The sequence below is a fragment of the Paenibacillus sp. IHB B 3415 genome (genome assembly GCF_000802655.2).
GTDB lineage: Bacteria > Bacillota > Bacilli > Paenibacillales > Paenibacillaceae > Paenibacillus_AQ > Paenibacillus_AQ phytohabitans.
Genome location: NZ_JUEI01000045.1, coordinates 1 through 18368 on the forward strand (window position 1 = coordinate 1; position 18368 = coordinate 18368).

Sequence of the window (18368 nt, forward strand, 5' to 3'; positions counted from 1 at the left end):
CTCCCCCGGATACTGTTCCAGGGGGAGCGCCTTGTTTATGCCTTGCAGAGCCGGCAATATCCGCTTCCGCGCAAAGCCTATTTCAAATAATTCAGCAGGATCTGCGCAGCTTCTGCACGGGTGGCGGCAGCCTTTGGAGCAAGGTTACCGTCCGCCCGTCCGTTCACGAAGCCCAGTGAAGCGGCTGCGGCTACATGTTCTGCTGCCCAGCCGGAGATGCTTGCAGCATCCTTCATAGAAATGATGTCCGCAGCAGCCGGCATTGCACCATGCTGGAGCTTGTAAGCCCGCATCAGAATAACAGTCATCTCTTCACGGCTGATCTCTGCATTCGGCTGGAAGGACACCGGACTCCGTCCGGTAATCAGCCCGGCCTGCACCATGCCGGAGAGAGCGTCCCTGTACCAGGCATCTTGTGGAACATCGGCGAATGCGATGTTGCCACTGCTGTCGCCGTTCCCGCTGTTCCCGCTGGTGCCACTGCCGGCACCGTTCCCGATGCCGTTACCACTGCTGCCGCCGCTGCCGCCCAGCTGCAGCGCACCGGCCATCAGCTGCACGAATTCAGCCCGGGTAATATTCCGGCCCGGCTGATAAACCTGCTCCGAGATTCCCTTGATCAGATGTTTCGCAGACAGCTCACGCAGCTGCCGCCGCTGCCGCCCAGCTGCAGCGCACCGGCCATCAGCTGCACGAATTCAGCCCGGGTAATATTCCGGCCCGGCTGATAAACCTGCTCCGAGATTCCCTTGATCAGATGTTTCGCAGACAGCTCACGCAAGGCTTCAAAGGCCCAGTGTGTAAGCGGAACATCGCTGAATTGCTTGGAATACTCCAGCAGCGCGTATGTGCCGCTGCCGTCAAGAAGTCCCGTCAGCCCGCCCGCTTCAGCTGCTCCGCCCAGATAGGTGAGTGTACCGTCACTGCTCACACGGTACAGGCCAAGCAGCCTCGAATCAAGCCCATCCGCTGGCCAGCGGACGCTTACCGGAACCGGATAATCCTCCAGATGGAGCGCTGTCCCGTCTGCCCTTACCAGACTCAGGTCATAATCCATTAGCTTGCCTTTGAGTGCTACGCCAGCTTCTGTCTTCAGCTTCGCAGCTTCCAGTGTCTTGGGCTGCACCTTCAGCACAATCTTGGCACCGCTGCTCCCGGCAGCAGGCACGGTTTCCGCCAGCTGCTTCAGCAGCTCCGGCGCCAGCACAAGCTCTATTCCGTCTCCCTGCACACGCAGGGAATGAGTTCCCAGCAGCTCTCCGGCATTCACCGGAAGCTCAACCACAGCCGCTTGCCCCGCCTGCACTGTAACTACTCCATTCACCGCAGGACTGCTCAGCTGAGCGGCTGTAATGACTGCAGCCGAAGGACCCGACGTTGCGGTAGGCTGTGGTGTTGCCGCAGGCTTCGTCGTAGATGAAGGCGGACTTGTTGCTGTCACCGGCGGGTCCGTTGGTGTCACCGGCGGATCTGTCGGCGTTACCTGCTGACGGCTGACAGTCAGCTCAATCGTCGCTGTAGGGACCGTATCCACATAAGTATGCTCCCCGATCATACGGGTGTTCATGACCTCAACCTTGTATGCCCCCGCATCAGATATAGCAGCCTTATCCAGTGTCAGACTGCTCCCGGCCGCACCGTCCAGCACAAGATCGTTCTTCAGCCAGCGGTAGCTCAGCTCTCCATACACAGAATTGGCTACAATGTTAAAGGTAACTGAATCCCCTTCCTTTACCGGATTTACACTTGCCGTGAACGTCTGGACCACCGGTATTTCATGTGCCGGATAGACCTTGAGTACCAGCTCTGTTCCGGTGATACGTTCCGGATTCACCTCCGCTTTGCCGGTCAGCACAACACGGTAAGCTGTCCCGTTCTCTTCCATTCCCGGCGTGAAACGGTATACTGCACCGGTAACACTCGTTAGCGGCAGCCAATCGCCGCTGTCCGGCCGCTTCATTTCCCAGCCGATAGACGCCACGTCACCTGTTGCATCAACAAGCAGCGTCAAAGGTTCGCCCTCAACGGCGTCCATGGCAGAAGGTAAATCTACCGCGAAGGCAGGGGTAATCCACTCTACTGCAGCCGGGAGCACTTGCAATATATATTCCTGCTCGCCGGTTAAGCCGCTATCGTCTGCCACAACCGCCTTATAACGGTAGCCGCTCATCGCTTCCGTCAACGCCGCCAGCGTCAGGCTGTCGCCCGAACCGACCGGCTCGCCATAACCATAGCCATCGCCCTTGTCGAGGTACCAGGTGAAGGACAGTGTTCCTTCTCCTTTACCGGCGGCGCGGAGTACTCCAGCTGAACCCGCCCGCATCAAGCCTTCACTGACAATCTGCACCTCCGGCGCCTTTTGGTTCCATTTCGCAGTCAGCGTCATTACTCCCGGCACGGTCTGATTGGCAAAATCCCATTTTTCTGAATCGTTGTACCAGCCCTCCAGCACATAACCTTTATTCATTACGGCCGGAGCAGTTAACTGCTCGCCGTATGCAGCCTGAACGACTGTCTGCGCCGGACTTCCGCCACCCGCATCAAAAGTAATATCATAGCGCCCGTTCAGCTCGGTCAGAGCGCTGATTTCACTATTGCTGAGGTTACGGACTTCAATTTTCATCCGCTGGTTATCCTTCGCCTGATCATCCGCTACTCTCACTGCTGCACCGTCACTCTTGGACGCTCCTTCTACAGTGATTACTTTATTATTGCTTTTGTTAATGATCTTGTAGTAATCTCCGTCTTTCTCCAGCTTCCACTGCTGCGTATCCGGTATCGTTCCGGAAGCTTTCGTATTCTGACACAGCTGCTGGATTGCTGAACCGGGAAGAATGTCGAGCACATGGCCGCTTTGGACCGATTGGATCTGATAATAGCCTGTACCGAGATCAAGTAATCTCCACAGCTGATTATTACCGTCACCGTTAGACCACTGGTTAATCACCGCCAGCGGATCACTGGAGACTCTGTCCACATCCAATGCTTTTCCGCTGTGCTTGGGCTGGATTTTAACCATTTTCTCCGGAATGATCTTCCCCGCAATCGAGCTCATAAATCCGCCGCTCGTCTTATCAATCGTGAGACTGTCGACATTGAATCTGCCGGTATCTCCTTGTTCGCGGATGAATTCAATCGTATTCTTGCCGGCTTTGAGGTTCACGGACTCCGTACTGTTAGCCCAGATATCCCAATTCGCTGTCGGAGTTAAGGACACTTGCTTGATTCTCTGTCCATTGACCATCATCGACATGGTAATATTCGAGCTTTGTACCCCGGAATAACGCAAAGTTGACGTATAGTCAGCCGTATTAGGAACATTTACTTCAAACTTCAGCGTGTCCCCGGTCTGCTCGAATCCGCCTACGAACCCGTTGCCTTCATACCATAAATGATCCCTGACAACCTTGAGGCTTCCTTGCCGGGTGGCATCTTCGGCCTGATACCTCCACGGAGTACGCTTGTTAAGATGAATACTGTCCATATTTAGAATGCCGGAGTTTCCTGTTTCATTCTTATAAGTAATTGTGTTTTTACCCGCCTTCAGGCTTAACGTGTCAAGCTGCTCCTTCCAAATGGTAAGTCCGCCGGTAGAAGGGAGGGTAATATTCTTAATCTTCGTGCCGTTCAAATACAGGCCATAGGTTGTGCCTGCAGCTTCCTTGGCATATCTCAGCTTCACATCATAGGAGGCCGCATTCTCAACATTTACCGCAAACTCCACGGAAGAGTTCGCTTTGGACAGCCCAGTGACATATCCGGTTCCCAGATTGCCGTCTTTGGCGTAAACGACTGCTGCATCATTCGCTCCGGACAGTTTGGCATCTTCAGCTCCATAATGCCAGGTTGTAGCTTCGGTCACTGTTATAAAATCCAGATTGACGTTGCCGGTGTCGCCTTCGTCATATTTATAAGTGATTGTATTTTCCCCTTCTTGAAGAAAAATATTGTCATAGCGGTCGGCCCAGCTGTCCCAGCTTTTTAGGCTGAAGAAATCGACCTGCTTAATCTTTTGCCCGTTTACATACATAGTCAGCGTCCGGTCATCGTTGAATCCCAGGCTGTAGCCCAGCTTAACCGAATAGCTGCCGGCAGCAGCGGCATTTACTTTGAAGGAAACTGCAGAGCTAGAGGTCCAGAGCCCTCCGGCAAATCCCGTTCCGCTGTAACCCGGATGATCTGCATCAACCTTTGCATTTCCGGACAGCACGGCATTTTCTGCTTCATACAAGGTGCTGCGCTTGATAATCATGGCATCCAGAGCCAAAGCACTCTTGCCGGACAGGCGGATTGTGTTGCTTCCGGCGTTAAGCGGAAGGTTATAAACGGATTTCAGATCGAAATTCGCCTCAAATCCGGCATTCGAAGGGAAGGAAAGATCGCGGGGTGCTCCCCCATTAACGCCTAATTTCATGGTAACCGGATTCGCCGTGTTATTGTTGTATCTGAAATCCAGCGAGTAGGTCCCGCCAGCCGTAGTGTTTACTGTAAACTCTATATAGTCATTAGTGCTGCTGTTATTGTATTTTTGGTATACGCCGCCCGAAGCATAAGCGGTTCCTCCGGGGATTCTCGCTACTCCTGACAGCTTTGCCTCCTCGGCTTCATAGATTTCGCTTCTCTCTTCTCCGGAAGGTCTGTTCAGAACTGTGCCGGGGTTGGAAGGAATGCCAAGATTGATGAAATCATGATCATCCCAGTGAATCCGCTGGGCTCTTATGCCTCTGTTCCCGCCGCCTTGCCCATGGGTCGGTATGCCGTGATACAGAATCCAATCCTCGCTGTCGTCTTCGGACTTCAGGAACAGGGGAGAGCCGGGGCCATACGAGCTGTTCTCATCCGATCTTTTCATCACAGGCTCAGGATATTTGACCCATGAATCCGCATTCATCACATCCGAGGATGCATCTGCAACGGATACGCCAACCGCATAGTTATCATTCATGAAGCTGCTGGCCGAGTAGGCAAAATAGATTTTACCGTTTCTCTCGACTACCGCAGCGCCTTCGTTGATATTATCGTTTTTCTTTTCCCAATCATATTCCGGTTTGGCCACCGTGCCTTCCGGCCCTTCCAGGGTCCACGGGTTCTTCATTTTGACAATCGTCGGACTCTCATCGAATTTCGTATTCTCCGGATTCTGCGGGTCCTTGAAATAATAGTATTTGGTATAAGTAAAGTAGGTTTCCCCTTTAATGGAGACTACGCCGCAGGCCAAACCATAACCCTGTGTGTTCAGCAGCCCCTTCTTGACCGTAACCTGCCCGTTGCTGTCTTCATTAGCGGATTCGCCCTTCAGTTCCCAGGTTCCTTCAAAAGGATCGGGTGAAGCATTCTCAAGGACGTAGGAGCTTGGATGTCCATATCCGAAGCTATTCTCAGGGCCGGAAGAGAAATAAAGATACCATTTGCTATCCAGCCTGTATATATATGGACCCCACACATAGCCGAAGCTATCCGGTTTCTTCCAGACCACTTTGCTTTTGGCCGTAGATACACCGAGAATAGTTTCATGCCTTTTCAAAGTGATGTTATTATCGCCTGAAGATGCAGAATAGTAATAACCGTCAGCAGCCCTGGCTACTGTAGGATCAGCACCGCCCATAAGCGGGTTAACGTAATTAGAGGTTACATCCGCGTAAGAGATGCCTGACAGCAGCAATGAAAGTATCAACACCAGGGGGAGCAGCTTTAAGCTTTTTTTTCTCATAGTAATCTCCTTTTCTAAGCAATTTCTGATCATTTTGACAAAAGTTATGTTCACTTGTCCTCCTCCGCAAAGAGATGACCCAGCATTTTGAAACCGCTTACCATTATTCATAGTGCTACGCATCCATTATAAATTAAGAGCGGAACTGTTTTTCCGCATCATGTTTTGCGATATTTTGAGCGATTGGTTGAGCCGGAGAGGGGGCGGGGAGAGAAGCCAGGTATTCTTGCTATATTTTTAGTTTTCTTATGTTATTTTGACTGGTCTATATTGTAATATTTCGGATTGATTATTGACAAGTAAACTTGGCGTATTATAATGAAGATGCCAAGTTTACTTGTCATAATCAAAGGAGGATTTCTAATGGAAAAGGAACTGATATTAGAAAAAAGCAGACAAGAGAAGAACGACGAAGGAAGAGAATTTGTTCATAATAGAGGCAGAAAATTTGGAGTCCTGGGTATGCTGATTATTTTTAGCATCCTGGCTGTTTATAATTTATACGATAACCACCAAGAGACGAATACTGCATTAGTAGCGGTATTTATGGGGTATTTAGGCTGTGAAAGTATCGGAATCTATAGTATAACTAAAAAAAAATTAGATTTAATTAAAGCTATCGCAGGACCTGTATTAAGCATCTATTTTTTCGTAAAGTACTTTTTAATTGCAGGATAGGAGTCAACATGAATGATAAGCTGGTTTTGAGAAACAGGCTGCGGGAGGCCAGGGCAGAGCAAAAAATATCCCAAGCTGAGCTGGCAGAAATGGTGGGTGTTTCAAGGAATACGATAAGTTCGATTGAAACCGGACAGTTCAATCCTACTGCAAAGCTGGCGCTTGTTTTATGTATTGCTTTGGATATGAAATTCGAAGAATTGTTTTATTTTGATCTGTGAATCTAAAAGCTCTGCCGGCCCGCTTACCGGCGGGCTTATTTTGGTATTGCAGCAAAATTCAAGCTGTTTGTAATCTTTTCCCCTCCAGCGGTTAATAATGCTTAGGACTAGCAGGCTGGAAAGGGGCATGGGATGAATGAAACGCAAACTTTTACTGACCGGAGCGGCTGGAAGAATCGGCAACGCACTCTTCAAAGGGCTGAACGAAGACGGCAGATACGAGGTTACCGGCGCAGATATACAGGCAGACGAAGAGCAGGGGATCGTTGAACTGGACATTAATGATGAAGCACGGCTGGCGGAGCTTACTAAGGATGTCGATACGGTGCTCCACTTTGCCTGGATTAAGGATGAAGACGATTTCCTCGGTAAAGTGCTTCAGGGGAATGTAGCGGGTGCGTATAAGCTGTTTGAGGCGGCGGTGCAGAATGGGGTGCGGCGCATTATATTCGCCAGCTCCAATCATGCGACCGGTTATTATAAGTCGGATGAGACAACGGGACCGTCTGACCCTTACCGGCCGGACAGCTTCTATGGATTAAGCAAATGTTATATTGAGCTGCTGGGCCGCCTCTATTCGGACCAGGGCAAAATCTCTTCGCTGAATATCCGGATCGGCAACTTCCCCGGGGACGACCGGCCCCATTCGGAGCGGGCAGGGCATATCTGGATCTCGGAGCGTGATTTGCTGCAGCTGGTCAACTGCTGTATTCAGGCGGATGAGGAACTGCAATATTTGAATCTGTACGGGACCTCGGCGAATAGTGACAACTATTATACGATCGGTTATCTGGAGGAGCTGATCGGGTACAAGCCTCAGGATGATGCGGCGGAGCTGCTCGAACAGGCCAAGGCGGCGGGCCGGGAAATACGCAAGGATGAAACCGAATATCAGGGAGGCCAGCAGGAGTAGGAAGCAGTGTAAACCGCGATTTCTGTTACCTGTATGAAAAGAAGGCATGCGAAGATTATCTTTCGCGTGCCTTTTTTGTGCAAGCCATATACATACCTATACATATAAATAAAAGGCTGAAACCCATCCCGAGCAAAGCGCTGCTGTCCAGAGCTCCGGGGGATTGCTGCATAATCAGCAGGGTGTATTGAGTGACTACGATGGATACCAAGGCGTCAGTGAAGCTGAATATTTTGAGTGTGGATACTATGGGACCCTTCAGATGCCGGTTAGCCGTCATACCGTAAACTGCCATTCCAAGCTTGGTGAATGAAACGGCAGCAACGAGATAGACAAGGTTTCCGCTGAAAATAAGGGCATCCCCGAGGACATACATCCGCAGGGAAACGAGCAGATAACTGATGCCCAGCAGGCAAAGGAACAGGCCGCCGCGCCTGTAAATGGTGTGCTCCAGCTGGAGCCTCTCGCCGGGTTGTTCGATTTGTTTAACGGCTGCGTACTTGTGGAGCGCCTGGCCTCTTGCCACACTGAGAATCAAATAATAAATGGCATTGGTGATCAACCAGCCGGAAAGGAGGTACACGCCAAGAATCAGCTTGCCTGCACCGATCACCGCATTAACAGCCAGAGATACGGCGTTGACCATGGCGGTGCGCTCCTGATAATCCCCCCGGTAACGGTCAAGTAGTTCCCTGATGTGAATCCCTCCGTTCATTCCGCTGAATACGGTCAATAGCATCCTACAATCCGGATGTTAATAAATTGTTAAAGCTCTGGGCGGCCGTGTCGGTTCCTGGGATACCCACCTGAAGCGGACGAATTGTCCCAGGAAGATAAGAAACGAATTGATACGCTGGAGGAAGCGGGTAAAGGGTACACAGATAAAGAGTAAATTCGCAAGCATTAAGTAGAAGAGAATTTATATAACAATAAAAATCACGTGGTATATCTATCGTTTATGGCGGACTCTTGTCTTATGTGCACCTCCCTTTCTTATTATGCAAGCATTTGTTGATGGACAAGTACACAAGCGCTGTAGCAAGTCCAATCATACTATATTGTATGTTAAGAAAAAGGGAGGTGCTTAATATGGGAACTTATCTCGATGGAAGAACATCGCAGAATGCGAGTTATGCTAACTCCATTTCTATCCCGATTTTGGTGATTAACACACCACAGCTTTTTGGCCAAGTCGGACTAATCACTCAAGGAGTAACAACAAATCCGCGTGTTCTGCTTAAAGGAACGATATCCGTGTCGCTTCCGTTAGCATTGGTAGGAATTACGATTACGATTGTCAGAGGAACGTTGCCTACTGATCCGTTGGTTTACTCGGCTACATCGACCTTCAGTCTCAGTGTTCTGGCTCCGCAGGTAATTGCTTTCTCTGCTGATGACTTTGTGCCGCCGATCACCCCGCAATTGACTTACACAGCATTTGTATCTTCTAACTTGCTTGGAACAATTCGTGTCGGTCCTGAAAGCTTCGATGCTATCCTGGTTTCTGACTAAAAATTGGATCACACAATATCTAGTTTTAGGAGGTGATTCTTATGGCGATTCTCTTACCTCAGCAGTTTTACTCTCTGGCTGCCAATATTGGTAAATCTTATTTTGAGAACTTGAACGGTGGAGCAAATGCAACAATTACCGTTAATAATAACGGTCCGGCTCCGATCAATCTTGTAGTTACACGTGTCAATGCCCCTGTTATCACTTATGTAATACCTCCAACCAATAGCCTCACGTTGGAAGTTGCTTTGCTGTTGGTAGCCGCTCTCCAGACCACAGCTGCTGGTGCTGCAACTGGTACAATTCAAATTGCTACTTCTGATTTTTAGTTCCAAAAACGACGATAGATAAATTTTAAGATTCATGCGATATCATTTATGATTGTATTAACGGAAGAACCGTATCCCACCAGTAATGGTGGGGTATTTCTTTGCGATAAGGAAAATTTTCCTTATCGTCACATACAGAGTGTGAAAAAAAGTAATTATATTAAGAGTATGTGGAAGTCCCGTGTCTGCCATCATTAGCGGGGTGTTTTGGTATAAAAGAGGGATCGTATTGAGTAATGCATACAAAGTTCTGAAAACGGATGCAGAGTTTCTTACAGCTACTTTATTACAATACCCGGTATCTATAGTTGAACGCCGTGGTAAACTCGCCGGTTGCACAATTGATAGTGGTGGGAAGGTCCGAAAGTGGAGCCCAGAAAGTGTGAAAATCGCTGATACATATTACTGAAGAGGTGAGTTTGAATTACCTGACGGGTTTGCAGGCAGATAAGTCAAACTGGTTGGGGGGTTATATTTATATATCAATTCCTAAATCAAAAAGTTGTTTCTTTACAGGAGGTATACGTTTTAATCGTTCGATTTCATCCCGCAAAGGTTTATCTAAAGACCCTGTTTCCAAAATTAACTCGGGTTTATCTGAAATAGTGTTTAATAAATCTAAAAGTATATGGAGCCCTTTTTCTCCAAAATTCCTCGTCTGCTTTAAATCCTGCACGGTTGTATTTAACACCTTATCAATTATTGTATAATCATTTTCCTGTAGTGAATTGAGAATTCTGGAGATGCTTTTATTGGAATAGTCTGGAGCTGCGATTCGTAAAAAGTGGATAGGGAAAGGGTGAAAGACTTCGGGTACGGGGATGTAGTGCATTAAAGGCATATTTCCAGACACTGCATTTTGCATATTTCATCACCTTATTAAGTAAGTATAGTAGATTCATTAAATACTAAAAAGGAGCAAGGTTAACTTCTTTTTATATAAAAACAGTTAACCAAATGAAAGACTTTTCAAACGTAACATGCGTAAAATAATACGACATTAATGCAAACAAACCCGCCGGGCAAGCTGGCGGGTTTGTTTTAAATGATATTTAATCGACATCTCATTCATTTTTTCAATATGCTTCTTAAGACTTTTTAAAGCTCGCTCTTCACAATCACTACAAATCAAAATAGGATACGTTTGATTATGCGATATTTCCGGTGGAATAATATTAAAGACTCCATTTCAATCCTCTAAATATGCCCCTTCCTTAACTGGTTGTTGGGCCTTTTTTTATAACTCAGAAAAGACTGGGTGAATAAGATAAGTATTGAGGTGAGGAGATGGCAACTATAATTTTTAAGTTTAAAGATGGCGCTATCATTGAAAGTGATTTCGATCATGAATATACAAATGAATTATTGGATGAAATTCTTAAACTTCACGAAGGAGTAGGAATTATCAAAATCAAACAACCTGATGGGTCTTTGCAAAGTTATACAATTGATTGCGCTGAATATGTATCTGCATACATTGAGTATTAATTCGTTTTCCGATATACCCAAGCAGGGTACAACGATCCGCATATCCTATGATGTACTTTAATTCAATGGAGGAAATCATAATGAGTGAAAATGTGGGAGGATACGGCGGATTTAGCGGCGGATTTACATCTACGGCAGGGATTTTAGTTCTGTTCATTCTGTTAGTAATTATCTCTAAAGCATTTGTACTGTAATACATTTTAACTAATGGGATCATCTTACTGCCGATCTTCTCATCCTTGGCCCAAAACGGTACCAGCCCCCAACGCAGTTCCCCCAAGCGGTTTCCCTCGTCACTGGCGATTACCGCTGGAACATTATGCATAGGAGCTACATTATAATTGGGTTTCAGCGTAGCTAATTTGCTGTCATCGATTAAGTAGTGCGTAATTAGTTCTTCCAGGGTGACCGTAATGGTAAAGCGTCCACACATTTAATCAACCTCCTCATCCAATTATAGCGCTTGGCTTCTTAGGATAGAGGAGGTAAGTGTTGGATTAATTATTCGGTTGTAGCTATGCCAGCTTACTTCACCTTAATATTGGGTGTTGCCCGACTGGCTGGTTTTACCTGAGGCAAAGCCCTTAAACAGGGTGGGTACATTGTGATAGCGGGTGTTGGTGATTTTTGCGGCGCTGCTGCTGTTGTCTGTACGGAAGATGGAATCTTTGACATTCGAGATGTCAGAGCTGTCCAGTGTGAAGTTCACGGCGTAGGAGGTTCCGCCGTTCTGGCGGGCCAGCTTGCCGATGTCGTCGGCTCTGAAGTTCTTAATGTTGATTGTGCCCGCAGCGTTTGCCTGGAAGACTTTATCGTAAGCTTTATATGCACCTCCGCCCGTAATATTGACTGTACCGGAGGCTTTCAGCGTCAATGCATCCTCGCCCACATCCTGCCAGGTCACGTTAGAGATTGTAGCGTTTCCATAACAGTGCACCCCGTCTGCGCCGGGAGCACCGATAATTACATTTTTGAGTGTAGCATTCTTCTCCAGCCGGAAGATTGGCTTCTGGTTCTCTGCCTGGCTGCCATCTCCAAGTGTACTGGCATTGGCGACATAAGTCTGGCCATTGCCGTTAAAGGTTTCTCCTGCTGGAACTACAATCGTTGTACTGACAACAATTGGCGTTGCAGCGGATACCTTGGCCGGACTGGCAACATAGAACGAAGACAACATAACAACCGACAGGAGTAAGCCCGCAACCTTTTTCAATAATATTCCGCCCTTCAACTGTAGAGTATAGATCCGGCGAACCGGAATCTTGCGGGTGTCCTGACCAGATGTGCACCTCTGCCCGCACCCGATATATAGGATATTCGGAACACGTGTGCATAGAACAAATTAGTTCTGCTGAGATCAATTACCATATTTCCGACACAATTTGGAGGGAGCGGCAAGCTTAGATATAGTGTATAACAATAGTAGAAATGGAGGAGATTACATTGACGCAGGAAGAACTTATCCACGAAATTATGAACAATAATATGAGAAGAGAGAAAGAAGAGAAAGTAAGAAAGTATAAGATTCTGAATACATACGCCAAGAAAGGACAGACCGTAATGGCCGGCTCCTCACTGATGGAATATTTTCCGGTTAATGAATTACAGCAGACGCTGGAGAAGCAGACGATTATTTACAACCGCGGAATTGCAGGCTATGTAACCAGTGAGCTGTTAAATTCCTTGGAGGAATGTATTGTTGAGTTGGAGCCTTCTAAGCTGTTCATTAATATTGGCACCAATGACATCAGCTCAGCAGACGGCGAATATCAAGTCGGGCATCTGCTTGCGAACTATAATGAGATTCTGACGAAGATCGGAGGAAGGCTGCCGGAATGCAAGGTGTATGTCATGGCGTACTATCCGGTGAACGCTAAGGCTGATTTCAGCGGAGTGGATCAAGAGATGAAGGCAGGAATGTTCAGCACCAGAACAAATGCCGCGTTACGCGAAGCCAATGCCGAAGTGGAGAAGCTAGCAGCGCAGCATGGATATGCGTTCATTAATGTGAATGAAGGGTTGACGGATGAGGAAGGGAATCTGAACGAAAAGTACACGATGGACGGGATTCATATGCATGCGAATGGGTACGCGGTGGTACTTAATAATCTAAAAGAATATCTATAAGCGCATGACTCAATGCAAAGCAGCGGTCCTCCGGAGCAAGAGAGCCGCTGTTCAGTTATAACACTCCCTCAGATCAGTTCCCCTTTCCGCTTCAAATACACATACAGCACAATTCCCGACACGGAGCAGACCGCAGCACATAACCCGATGAAGCCATAGCCCGCCTGCAGGCCGCGCAGCAGACCAAGCTCGCTTGAACGGCCATAGATCGTCTTAACGAGTTCAATCACCCAGCCGATAATATAGTTTCCAATAACACTGCCGAGACCCATTAGCGTCACCACAAAAGTAATCGCAGTATCACTCCCGTTAGGATAGCGGCGGGCAATAAAGGCCATGACGGTAGGGTAGATGATCGCGATCCCTGCCCCGGACAAGGCGAACAGAAAAGCCAGGCTTTCCCCGCCGGCCAGCGCTACAAAGGTACAACCTGCCGAGAGCATTGAGAAGATAATCAGCGAGAGCACGAAGCCGATCCGGTCTGTCAGCGGTCCGATTACGAGTCTTCCCAGCGAGAACAGCAGGAAGAAGGCGGACAGCATGCCGGAGGCCTTGACGGTATCCCAGGCGTAAGCTTTTTCCAGAAAATTAACCAGCCAGCCGCCCACGGCGAGCTCGGAGACAACCCCGAAGGACAGGATCATTACCATCATCCAGAGCGCAGGATCGCGCATTAAGGTCTTGAAGGAGGTGCGGTCCTCATGCGGCAGATCATCTCCGGGAAACGTACTGCGCAGCGCCGATACAATCGGCAGCAGGCAGAGCGACAGCATCACCAGATACATTCCGCGCCAGTCCAGCATATGTCCAAACACACTCAGCGACATAACCCCGGTGGCCAGCAGCGGCGCTACAGTCGAACTCAGTCCATAGAAGAAGTGGGATAAATTCATCATCATCCCCGTGTTTTTTACAAAAATACGTGCTCCCAGAATCGCCAGGCCAATCTCCAGCATCCCGTTGCCGATGTACATCAGGAAGTAGGAGGAAGCGAATAAAGGGTAGGTATGCGACAGGAAAATCAGTACTCCGGAGAGAACCATTGAACCGAATGAAATAATGCTGACCGCCTTGATGCCCCATTTGCGGACGAGAATAGCAGTGAACGAACAGGCGATCAGGTAGCCCAGCGCATTCAGCGAGAGCAGTGTACCCAACTGTCCTTCCTCCAGATTGAAAGCGAGCTGAATCCGCGGGATTGCAGGTCCTTTAATATTTTCCGAGATCCCGAAGACGACAAAGCCCAGAAAGATGGTTACGAGCTGCATGATATAGATCGTGTTGCGTTTGCCTGCAGAATTGCGTGCTTGAGCCTTCAAAGTGATGCCTCCTGAATGATGATAAAATAATGTTTGGCTTACTTCCGTTCCACCAGCTGGAACCGGTAGGTCAGGCTTTCCATGGTTGTTGTAATCAGTCCTGCCATGTATTCCCGGCGGGTGTCATTCTGGATGATCAGCTCAGGCATATGCTCGGGCGGAATAATCTCCTGGCACCCGCTGCGCAGATCCTCCAGCATCTCAGGCGACATATTGTCACCGGTGACGACGATCGTAGCAGGGTTAATAATGCTGATAATGGATACCAGTGCATGTATAGCCAGCTTGACGGAATCTCCGCCCTTCTGCAGGAGCTGCAGCTGCTGCTCCCTCGGAATGCCATAAGGCAGGTAAGACACTTCTCCGCTGAAAAAGCTGTTCCCGTTAAGCAATCGTCCATTCACCATAAAGCCGGCCCCCGGGAAATGGTTCTTGGGGAAGGTCAGCACGGCAAAATGGCTCTCCTCATCCGGAAACAGCCGCTGATACAAGCCGTAAACCGTCAGATTCATATCGTTCTCGATAATAATCTCAACCTCTTCATAGCGCTCCTTCAGCAGAATGCCAAGGGGCTGATCTGCGAGCGCCGGAACATCACAGATCCCAATCCGGTCCTGCTGGACTACACCGGGAATGCCGATGCCGACCGCCTGAACATTCGGGTGTACCTCAATAATCTGATCCAGCCAGTCCGTGAGGGTGTCTATGGTAATTTGCTCATGCACCTTATCCGTTTGCTCCATGATCTCACCATTCAGATTCGCCAGCGCATAGCTAATGGATTGAATCCCGCCCTCCGAACGCACGATCATACAGATCATGAGGGAATAATTGGCGTTGAACTGATATTTCCGTGCCGGTCTGCCTCCGCTGGATTCCTCCCACCCAAGCTCCAGAATCTCCCCGGTCTGAACCAGTTCATTGAGAATGGTGCCGCAGGTGGCAACACTCAGCCGGGTCTGCCCGGCAATAGATGCTTTGGTGCCTGTGCCGGATGTGCGGAGTATATTTTTAACCAGTTCCACATTTATTTTCTTCACCAGCTGTGTGTTATGAGACGGATTTACCATATCGTAACCTTCCTCCCGGATGATTATAATTCTATTATTAAAAGAGTTGTAACAAGTGTATTGTAGTGACTTCCCGGCAAATAAGCAAGAGATGATTAGCAGAACCGCACCGCAGCATTAACACATGATCAACGAAGCTCACTCGGTGTCCGCTGCTTGACCTGTTTAAATACACGGTTGAAGGTGCGGATGTTGGAGAAACCGCATTCCAGCGCGATATCGAGTATGCTTTTGCCGGTATTCAGCAGCAGCCGCTCGGCCTGGTTGACCCGGATACTATTGAGATAGGCGACGTAGCTCATGCCCGAGATGCTTTTGAAGAAGCGGGAGAAATAGAACAGGCTCATGTTGGCGTGATTGGCGGCGTCGGCAAGGGTGATGGGATGCATGTAATTGACGTCAAGGTATTCCAGGACCTCCTGCATGATCTTCATATTCGTAATGCGACGTTTATCCTTATGAGGATTGACTAATCCCAGCGGCATATGCCGCAGAATCAATGCGCACAGCTCGTGCAAAAGGCCGGTCATCAGCTGCTCGTGATGCGGAGGCTTCAGAAGATGCTCCTGCAGCAGCTCCTGCATAATCGCGTACAGACGGCGGTTAATGGCCTCATCCTCCGGTGTAGACGGCCGGTTCTCCCGGAAAGGGGAGGTGAGCCGCAGATTCAGGGGCCAGCCTGCAGGGAAGCCGATCAGCGCCGGGTTAAAGATGACAAGAATAAGCTTCGATGTGTTGTCCTTGCTGTCATAGTAATGAATATCTCCGCTGCTGCATACGGCTAGATCGCCTGCGCGCAGAACCCGTGTCTCCGAGTTGATCCCCATCCGGATCGAGCCTTCCAGTACATAGATGATCTCCAGATCGTTATGCCAGTGGGCCAGGAAATCTATATTGTGACTCACAAATGCAGTGAAGGGAAAAGCTGTTCCATACGTTCTGTTCTCGTGAAAAGCTCTCATGATATCTCCTGTTCTGATCTTCGCTATTTAGATCTAAACATAGCAAAAAATGACCATTCATACAAGCAAAATGGCGAGCATCCGCCACCGGTTTGGATTACAATTTCTTCAGGGTATAGACGTGCTATTCATTCCAAAACCAAATTTGATTTCAGGATAAAAAGGAGAACTTGATATGGCGAAGAAGGCATTGATTGTAAAAGGCGGATGGGATGGTCATGAACCGAATGAGGTTGCGGCTATTTTTGCCGGTATTCTGGAGGCTGAAGGGTTCGAGGTAGAGGTGTCGGATACGCTGGACAGCTTCAACAACGCCGAGGCGCTTAAGGAATTGAGCCTGATTGTGCCGGTATGGACAATGGGTGAAATTGCAGGTGAACAGGTGGCAGCGGTGCTGGCGGCTGTGGCTTCCGGGGTAGGCATTGCCGGTTGTCACGGCGGGATGTGCGACTCCTTCCGTAACAATACAGAATGGCAATTTTTGACCGGGTCACAGTGGGTGGCGCATCCCTTCAACGACGGAGTGGATTATGAAGTGAACATCGTAAGATCCGGCTCCAGCCCGATTGTGGAAGGCATCCCGGATTTCAAGGTGAAGTCCGAGCAGTATTATCTGCATGTAGATCCTGCGGTAGATGTACTGGCTACTACGACTTTTGTGCTGAGCGAAGGCGACCATTCGGCGAACGGTGTGATCACCATGCCGGTTGTTTATACGAAACGCTGGGGCCAGGGCAAGGTATTCTATAATTCGCTTGGACATCATGCGGATGTCTTCAATATTCCGGAAGCCAAGGAACTGATGCGTAAAGGCTTCATCTGGGCAGCAAAATAAACCGAGACAAGGTGGGACTCATTGTGCGTAAAGTGAAGGTAGGCATCGTCGGCTGCGGGAATATCAGCGGCATTTATTTTGAGAATTTGACCGGAACCTTTGTGAATACGGAGGTCTACGCCTGTGCCGATCTGGACCCTGAGCGGGCCGCGCAGGCAGCGGAGAAATATGGAGTTCCTCATGTATGGACGACAGAGGAATTGCTGGCTTCGGAAGAGATCGAGATTGTCGTGAATCTGACGACGCCTAATTTCCACTTCGATGTCTGTAAGCAGGCTCTGCTGGCCGGCAAGCATGTGTACGTGGAGAAGCCGCTGTCACTGACGCTAGAGAATGGAACCGAGCTTGTTGAGCTGGCAAAAGAAAAGAATCTGTTCGTCGGCTGCGCACCGGACACCTTCCTCGGAGGCGGCCTGCAAACCTGCGCCAAGCTGATTGCGGACGGCTATATCGGAGAGCCGGTTGCTGCAACCGCCTTCATGCTCTGCCATGGTCATGAGAGCTGGCATCCGGACCCTGAGTTCTACTATCAGGCCGGCGGCGGCCCGATGTTTGATATGGGGCCGTATTATCTTACGGCACTGGTATCCTTGCTCGGCCCGGCGAAGACGGTATGCGGGATCACCAAAACCTCATTCGCATCGCGGACGATCACCAGTGAGAAGAAGTTCGGCAAGGTGGTTGATGTCGAAGTCCCTACACATGTGGCCGGAACCATCGAGTTCGCCAGCGGTGCCGTGGCTACGATGATTACGAGCTTTGATGTCTGGCACAGCACCTTGCCGCGGATCGAAATCTACGGCTCGCTCGGCACACTGATCGTACCCGATCCGAATACCTTCGGCGGTCCGGTCCTGCTGCGTCCGGCGCACAGCACGGAATTCCAGGAGATTCCGCTGATCTACAATTATGCCGGGAACAGCCGCGGCATTGGCGTAGCGGATATGGCCCGCTGCATCGGGACAGGAGACACCCCGCGGGCGAACGGAGAGCTGGCGAATCATGTGCTCGAGATCATGCATGCGTTCCACACCAGCTCAGATACTAAGCGTTATGCGGAGCTGGCGACCCGCTGCGAGCAGCCGAAGCTGCTGCCGCTGGGTTTGGTTAAGGGTTATTTGGAGTAGTTAAGGTAGCTTGTATAGTCAAAAACGGCGATCTGCCCCGGGTTATGGGGATGGATCGCCGTTTTCGTGCGTGGCTC

At 49.2% G+C, this 18368-nt stretch carries 17 protein-coding genes and 1 pseudogene; 9 read left to right on the plus strand and 9 right to left on the minus strand.

Features of this window, described 5'->3' with window-relative positions:
- Nucleotides 1–77 precede the first annotated feature (77 nt).
- Together QW71_RS19795 and QW71_RS38115 are read right to left on the minus strand one after the other, a co-directional pair.
- Nucleotides 78–551, minus strand: a complete 474-nt coding sequence (locus QW71_RS19795; protein WP_235441508.1) for an S-layer homology domain-containing protein — start codon at nt 549–551, stop codon at nt 78–80.
- A gap of 68 nt (nt 552–619) precedes the next feature.
- Entirely contained in the window at nt 620–5710 is a 5091-nt protein-coding gene (locus QW71_RS38115; protein WP_052770095.1) for a CBM35 domain-containing protein, read from the minus strand.
- 363 nt (nt 5711–6073) lie between these two features.
- Here QW71_RS38115 and QW71_RS19805 point away from each other — a divergent pair, with 363 nt between their 5' ends.
- The 3 genes from QW71_RS19805 to QW71_RS19815 all read left to right on the plus strand — a co-directional run bounded on the left by QW71_RS19805 (nt 6074) and on the right by QW71_RS19815 (nt 7522).
- Nucleotides 6074–6388, plus strand: coding sequence for a DUF6442 family protein (locus tag QW71_RS19805; RefSeq protein ID WP_039302483.1), 315 nt, complete (start codon nt 6074–6076; stop codon nt 6386–6388).
- A gap of 8 nt (nt 6389–6396) precedes the next feature.
- The gene (locus tag QW71_RS19810) at nt 6397–6609 is read left to right on the plus strand and encodes a helix-turn-helix transcriptional regulator (RefSeq protein ID WP_039302486.1); all 213 of its coding nucleotides are present in this window, start codon (nt 6397–6399) and stop codon (nt 6607–6609) included.
- Nucleotides 6610–6745: 136 nt separating this feature from the next.
- Nucleotides 6746–7522 carry an NAD(P)-dependent oxidoreductase gene (locus QW71_RS19815; protein WP_039302489.1) on the plus strand — a complete coding sequence of 259 codons (777 nt, stop codon included), beginning with the start codon at nt 6746–6748 and terminating at the stop codon, nt 7520–7522.
- A 55-nt stretch (nt 7523–7577) separates the two neighbouring features.
- On the opposite strand, the gene QW71_RS19820 is transcribed toward QW71_RS19815, so the two are convergent.
- Nucleotides 7578–8261 carry a hypothetical protein gene (locus QW71_RS19820; RefSeq protein ID WP_235441505.1) on the minus strand — a complete coding sequence of 228 codons (684 nt, stop codon included), beginning with the start codon at nt 8259–8261 and terminating at the stop codon, nt 7578–7580.
- A 350-nt stretch (nt 8262–8611) separates the two neighbouring features.
- Between QW71_RS19820 and QW71_RS19825 the strand changes: the two genes are divergently transcribed.
- Together QW71_RS19825 and QW71_RS19830 are read left to right on the plus strand one after the other, a co-directional pair.
- Entirely contained in the window at nt 8612–9034 is a 423-nt protein-coding gene (locus tag QW71_RS19825) for a hypothetical protein (RefSeq protein ID WP_039302492.1), read from the plus strand.
- Nucleotides 9035–9075: 41 nt separating this feature from the next.
- On the plus strand, nt 9076–9363 hold the full coding sequence (locus tag QW71_RS19830; RefSeq protein WP_039302495.1) for a hypothetical protein: 288 nt from the start codon (nt 9076–9078) through the stop codon (nt 9361–9363).
- Between the two features lie 475 nt (nt 9364–9838).
- Here the strand turns inward: QW71_RS19830 and QW71_RS19835 are convergent, their stop codons facing one another.
- Nucleotides 9839–10228 carry a DNA-directed RNA polymerase subunit alpha C-terminal domain-containing protein gene (locus QW71_RS19835; protein WP_039302498.1) on the minus strand — a complete coding sequence of 130 codons (390 nt, stop codon included), beginning with the start codon at nt 10226–10228 and terminating at the stop codon, nt 9839–9841.
- A gap of 703 nt (nt 10229–10931) precedes the next feature.
- On the opposite strand from QW71_RS19835, the gene QW71_RS41435 reads away from it, so the two are divergent.
- Nucleotides 10932–11045, plus strand: a complete 114-nt coding sequence (locus QW71_RS41435) for a YjcZ family sporulation protein (protein WP_235441509.1) — start codon at nt 10932–10934, stop codon at nt 11043–11045.
- A gap of 29 nt (nt 11046–11074) precedes the next feature.
- On the opposite strand, the pseudogene QW71_RS39090 reads toward QW71_RS41435, so the two are convergent.
- Together QW71_RS39090 and QW71_RS19845 are read right to left on the minus strand one after the other, a co-directional pair.
- Nucleotides 11075–11284, minus strand: a pseudogene (locus tag QW71_RS39090) (SOS response-associated peptidase family protein); the annotation flags it as partial.
- Between the two features lie 102 nt (nt 11285–11386).
- Complete coding sequence (locus QW71_RS19845) at nt 11387–12028, minus strand: pectate lyase (RefSeq protein WP_200905945.1); 642 nt, start codon at nt 12026–12028, stop codon at nt 11387–11389.
- Between the two features lie 266 nt (nt 12029–12294).
- Here QW71_RS19845 and QW71_RS19850 point away from each other — a divergent pair, with 266 nt between their 5' ends.
- Nucleotides 12295–12978, plus strand: a complete 684-nt coding sequence (locus QW71_RS19850) for a GDSL-type esterase/lipase family protein (RefSeq protein WP_039302505.1) — start codon at nt 12295–12297, stop codon at nt 12976–12978.
- A gap of 68 nt (nt 12979–13046) precedes the next feature.
- On the opposite strand, the gene QW71_RS19855 is transcribed toward QW71_RS19850, so the two are convergent.
- From QW71_RS19855 to QW71_RS19865, 3 genes are all read right to left on the minus strand, one after another.
- The gene (locus QW71_RS19855; protein ID WP_047013874.1) at nt 13047–14246 is read right to left on the minus strand and encodes a sugar MFS transporter; all 1200 of its coding nucleotides are present in this window, start codon (nt 14244–14246) and stop codon (nt 13047–13049) included.
- 89 nt (nt 14247–14335) lie between these two features.
- Nucleotides 14336–15367, minus strand: a complete 1032-nt coding sequence (locus QW71_RS19860) for an ROK family protein (RefSeq protein ID WP_039302508.1) — start codon at nt 15365–15367, stop codon at nt 14336–14338.
- A gap of 128 nt (nt 15368–15495) precedes the next feature.
- The gene (locus QW71_RS19865) at nt 15496–16329 is read right to left on the minus strand and encodes a helix-turn-helix domain-containing protein (RefSeq protein WP_039302511.1); all 834 of its coding nucleotides are present in this window, start codon (nt 16327–16329) and stop codon (nt 15496–15498) included.
- Between the two features lie 175 nt (nt 16330–16504).
- On the opposite strand from QW71_RS19865, the gene QW71_RS19870 reads away from it, so the two are divergent.
- Both QW71_RS19870 and QW71_RS19875 read left to right on the plus strand, forming a co-directional pair.
- Nucleotides 16505–17164, plus strand: a complete 660-nt coding sequence (locus QW71_RS19870) for a ThuA domain-containing protein (protein ID WP_039302514.1) — start codon at nt 16505–16507, stop codon at nt 17162–17164.
- A gap of 23 nt (nt 17165–17187) precedes the next feature.
- A complete protein-coding gene (locus tag QW71_RS19875) occupies nt 17188–18291 on the plus strand; it encodes a Gfo/Idh/MocA family protein (protein ID WP_200905944.1) in 1104 nt (367 codons plus the stop codon).
- Nucleotides 18292–18368: the final 77 nt, after the last annotated feature.

Bases quoted from the DNA above. Each gene is read 5' to 3' on its own strand.
- QW71_RS19865 (WP_039302511.1), bottom strand. From the start codon at position 16,329: ATGAGAGCTTTTCACGAGAACAGAACGTATGGAACAGCTTTTCCCTTC.
- QW71_RS19835 (WP_039302498.1), bottom strand. From the start codon at position 10,228: ATGCAAAATGCAGTGTCTGGAAATATGCCTTTAATGCACTACATCCCC.
- QW71_RS19805 (WP_039302483.1), top strand. From the start codon at position 6,074: ATGGAAAAGGAACTGATATTAGAAAAAAGCAGACAAGAGAAGAACGAC.
- QW71_RS41435 (WP_235441509.1), top strand. From the start codon at position 10,932: ATGAGTGAAAATGTGGGAGGATACGGCGGATTTAGCGGCGGATTTACA.
- QW71_RS19870 (WP_039302514.1), top strand. From the start codon at position 16,505: ATGGCGAAGAAGGCATTGATTGTAAAAGGCGGATGGGATGGTCATGAA.
- QW71_RS19815 (WP_039302489.1), top strand. From the start codon at position 6,746: ATGAAACGCAAACTTTTACTGACCGGAGCGGCTGGAAGAATCGGCAAC.
- QW71_RS19825 (WP_039302492.1), top strand. From the start codon at position 8,612: ATGGGAACTTATCTCGATGGAAGAACATCGCAGAATGCGAGTTATGCT.
- QW71_RS19855 (WP_047013874.1), bottom strand. From the start codon at position 14,246: ATGCAGCTCGTAACCATCTTTCTGGGCTTTGTCGTCTTCGGGATCTCG.
- QW71_RS19820 (WP_235441505.1), bottom strand. From the start codon at position 8,261: ATGCTATTGACCGTATTCAGCGGAATGAACGGAGGGATTCACATCAGG.
- QW71_RS19795 (WP_235441508.1), bottom strand. From the start codon at position 551: ATGGCCGGTGCGCTGCAGCTGGGCGGCAGCGGCGGCAGCAGTGGTAAC.
- QW71_RS19845 (WP_200905945.1), bottom strand. From the start codon at position 12,028: ATGTTGTCTTCGTTCTATGTTGCCAGTCCGGCCAAGGTATCCGCTGCA.
- QW71_RS19810 (WP_039302486.1), top strand. From the start codon at position 6,397: ATGAATGATAAGCTGGTTTTGAGAAACAGGCTGCGGGAGGCCAGGGCA.
- QW71_RS38115 (WP_052770095.1), bottom strand. From the start codon at position 5,710: ATGAGAAAAAAAAGCTTAAAGCTGCTCCCCCTGGTGTTGATACTTTCA.
- QW71_RS19860 (WP_039302508.1), bottom strand. From the start codon at position 15,367: ATGGTAAATCCGTCTCATAACACACAGCTGGTGAAGAAAATAAATGTG.
- QW71_RS19830 (WP_039302495.1), top strand. From the start codon at position 9,076: ATGGCGATTCTCTTACCTCAGCAGTTTTACTCTCTGGCTGCCAATATT.